1 protein-coding gene is annotated in these 3,452 nt (G+C 79.7%); it reads right to left on the bottom strand.

The window, feature by feature from the left end:
• Positions 1-3,452 (bottom strand): non-ribosomal peptide synthetase (locus ABEB16_RS20930; RefSeq protein WP_345714114.1); only part of this gene is annotated, 3,452 nt, incomplete at both ends.

Genomic DNA, 3,452 nt, shown 5'->3' with positions numbered 1-3,452 from the left:
CGGGGCAGCCCGGCCAGGGCGCGGGGGGTGCGCAGCGCGAACACGTCGCGGGTCGCGCAGACCAGGCCGAGGCCGCGCAACCGGCCCACGAGCTGCATCGCGGAGATGCTGTCGCCGCCGAGGGCGAAGAAGTCGTCGTCGGGGTCGGCGGTGGGCGCGCCGAGGACGTCGGCCAGGGCGGCGGCGACCCCGACGAGGGTGCCACCGGTCTCCCGCTGATGGGTTTCCCGCCGATGGGTTTCCCGCCGACCGGCGCCGGGCGCGGGTCGGGGCCCGGCAGCGGCGGCGGGTGCGGCGGGAACCCCCACCGGCACCGCCCGGTGCCGCAGCAGCGCCGCCACCGGCGCCCCCGGCCGGGCGGCCAGCGCCGTCAGCACCCGCACGAGGCGACCGGGCAGCTCCGCGGCCAGCGCCGCGTCCACGGTGCCGGGGCGGTGCTCCACCTGCAGCGCGAACCCGCCGTCCGGCCCCTGCGGCAGCGCCGTCACCGTCACCGGGTAGTGCGTCGCGTCGTGCCCGCCCACCCCGGTGAGCGCCGGCGCGCCCGCCGGTGCGGCGTCGAGCAGGCCGCGGGGGTAGTTCTCCACCACGAGCAGGGAGTCGAACAGCGCCCCGGCACCGGCGGCGCGCTGGACCAGGCCGAGGCCGAGGTGCTGGACGTCCAGCAGCGCCGCCTGCTCCGAAGCGGTGCGGCGCAACACCTCCGCGCAGCCTGCGGCGGCCTCCAGCCGCACCCGCACCGGCACGGTGGTGATGAGCATGCCCAGCACGGCCTCCGCGCCGGGCACCTCCGCCGGGCGCCCCGAGACGGTCTGGCCGAACACGACGTCGTCGCGGCCGGTGACCTCCGCCAGCACCGCCGCCCACGCCACCTGCAGCAGCACCGCGAGGGTCACCCCCGCCCGCCGGGCGCAGCCCGCCAGCGCCTCCGCCACCGCCGCGGGCAGCACCTCCTCGACCACCACCGGTTCGGCGACCGCCGCGGTCCCCGTCCCCAGCAGCAGCGGTTCGGCCCCGGCCAGCGCCTCGCGCCAGACCCCGGCCGCGGCGTCGGCGTCGCGGCCGGCCAGCCAGCGCAGCACCGGGCGCAGGTCGGCGGGCGCGGGCAGGGCGGCGCCCGAGGGGTCGGCCAGCAGCCCCAGCAGCTCCGCCACCAGCAGCGGCGTCGACCAGCCGTCCAGCAGCACGTGGTGGGCCACGAGCAGCAGCCGGCAGCACGGCACGCCGCCGTCCGGGGCCAGCCGCACCAGCACCGCGCGCAGCAGCGGCGCGCCGGCGAGGTCCACCCCGCCGGCCAGCTCGACCCGTTCCAGGGCCTCCAGCGCGGCCCCGGCGGCGGCCGTGCCGCTGCGGGAGGTGGACCCGCCGCCCAGCGGGGTCAGGTCCACCTCCCGCAGCGGCACCGCGAGGGCGTCGGCGACGAGCAGCACCGGCGCGTCGAGGTCGCCCTGCCAGGGCAGCACCCGCAGCTGCGGGTGGCGGCGCAGCAGCGCGTCGAGGGCGGCGGCCACCCGCGCGGTGTCCAGCGGGCCGCGCAGGTCCAGCCGCAGGGAGGTCGTGTAGACGTCCGAGGCGTCGGTCTCGGCGTGGACGAGCATCCCCTGCTGGGTGGGGGTCAGCGGCCACACGTCGGCGAGGCGGGCACCGGCGCCGGCGGGGAGGTGCTGGGCGGCGGCGGCGCGGCGGCGCTCGTCGAGCACCACCAGCGGCACGCCCGCGCCGGTGTCCGCGCCGGTGTCGTCGCCGGTGTCGCCGGCCGCGGTGGTGGGCAGCGTCCTGGCGAGCAGGGCCAGCGCGGCGGGGGTGCGGCGCTCGAACACCTCCCGGGCGGAGACGGCCAGCCCGGCGCGGCGGGCGCGGGCCACCACCGCGATGGTGTCGATGCTGTCGCCGCCGAGGGCGAAGAAGTCGTCGGCCGGCCCCACCCCGCCGGGGGCGCGGGAACCCAGCACCTCGGCGAAGACCGCGCACAGCGCCCGCTCGGCCTCCCCGGCCGGCCCGGCGCGGCGGTCGTCCGGGGCCGAACCGGAACCCACCCCGGAACCCACCACGGAACCCACGCCGGAACCCGTCCCGGGGGCGGGCAGCGCGGCGCGGTCCAGCTTGCCGTTGCGGGTCAGCGGCAGGTCCCCGAGCACGACGAGCACCGCCGGCACCAGGTGCGCGGGCAGCACCGCGGCCAGGGCGGCGCGCAACGCCTCCGGCTCGACGGCGGCACCGGCGGCGGGCACGACGTAGCCGACGAGCCGGGCGGGGACCCCCGGGTCGTCGCGGCGCACCACCGCGGCCCGCGCCACCCCGGGCAGCTGCAGCAGGGCGCGCTCCACCTCGCCGGGTTCCACCCGGAAACCCCGCAGCGAGATCTGCTCGTCGCTGCGGCCCAGCACCTCCAGCACCCCGTCGGGGCGGCGGCGGGCGAGGTCCCCGGTGCGGTACATCCGCTCCCCCGGCCGGGACGGGTCGGCGACGAACCGGGCGGCGGTGGTGGCGGGCGCCCCGAGGTAGCCGCGGGCGAGCTGGCGGCCCGCCAGGTACAGCTCCCCCACCGCGCCCGTCGGCACCGGTCGCAGGAACGCGTCGAGCACGTGCGCGCCGGTGTCGCCGACACCGCGGCCCACGACGGGCTCGGCGGCGTCGGTGACCTCCGCCATCAGGGTGTCGACGGTGCACTCGGTGGGGCCGTACAGGTTCAGCACCCGGCTGCCGCTCGCCGCGGCGGCCTCGCGCATCCGCGTCCACAGCGCCGGCGGGAAACCCTCCCCGCCGACGACGGCGACCGCGGGCAGCTGCGGCAGCGCCCCGGTGGCGAGCAGGCCCGCCCACCAGGAGGGGGTGAAGTCGAGGTAGTCGATGCCGTGGCTGGCGACGTACCCGGCGAGGGCGTCGGCGTCGAGGTAGACGTCCTCGGTGAGCACGTGCAGCTCGTGCCCGGCGAGCACCGACAGCAGCGCGTCCCAGGAGGCGTCGAACGCGAAGGACGCCGAGTGCGCCACCCGCAGCCGCCGCGGCCCGTCCGCCGCCGCGTACAGCCGCTCGCGGTGGTGGGCGTGCAGCGCGGCCAGCGCCCGGTGCGGCACCGCGACGGCCTTCGGCTCGCCGGTGGAACCGGACGTGAAGGTCACCGCGGCCAGGGAGTCCGGGTGCGGCAGCGGCCCGGCGGCGGCGTGCGCCCGCTCGGTGAGCTCGCCGCGCACGGCGTCGTCGTCGAGCCGCACGAGCCCGGGCAGGTCGTGGCCGGCCAGCGTCGCGGCGGAACCGGAGTCCGTCACGAGCAGGACCGCCCCGGCGGCGCGCAGCAGCCCCGCCAGGCGGGCGGGCGGGTTGCCCAGGTCCAGCGGCAGCACCGCCGCCCCGGAGTCCAGGACGGCCAGGACCGCCACGACGGCGTCCGCGCCGCGGGGCAGCGCGACGGCGACGACGCGCTCGGGCCCGGCGCCGCGGGAGCGCAGCAG

This window comes from Kineococcus glutinatus (genome assembly GCF_039542765.1).
Taxonomy (GTDB): domain Bacteria; phylum Actinomycetota; class Actinomycetes; order Actinomycetales; family Kineococcaceae; genus Kineococcus_A; species Kineococcus_A glutinatus.
The sequence above is the reverse complement of the archived record's forward strand: the minus strand, read 5'-3'. Positions and strand labels throughout refer to the sequence as shown.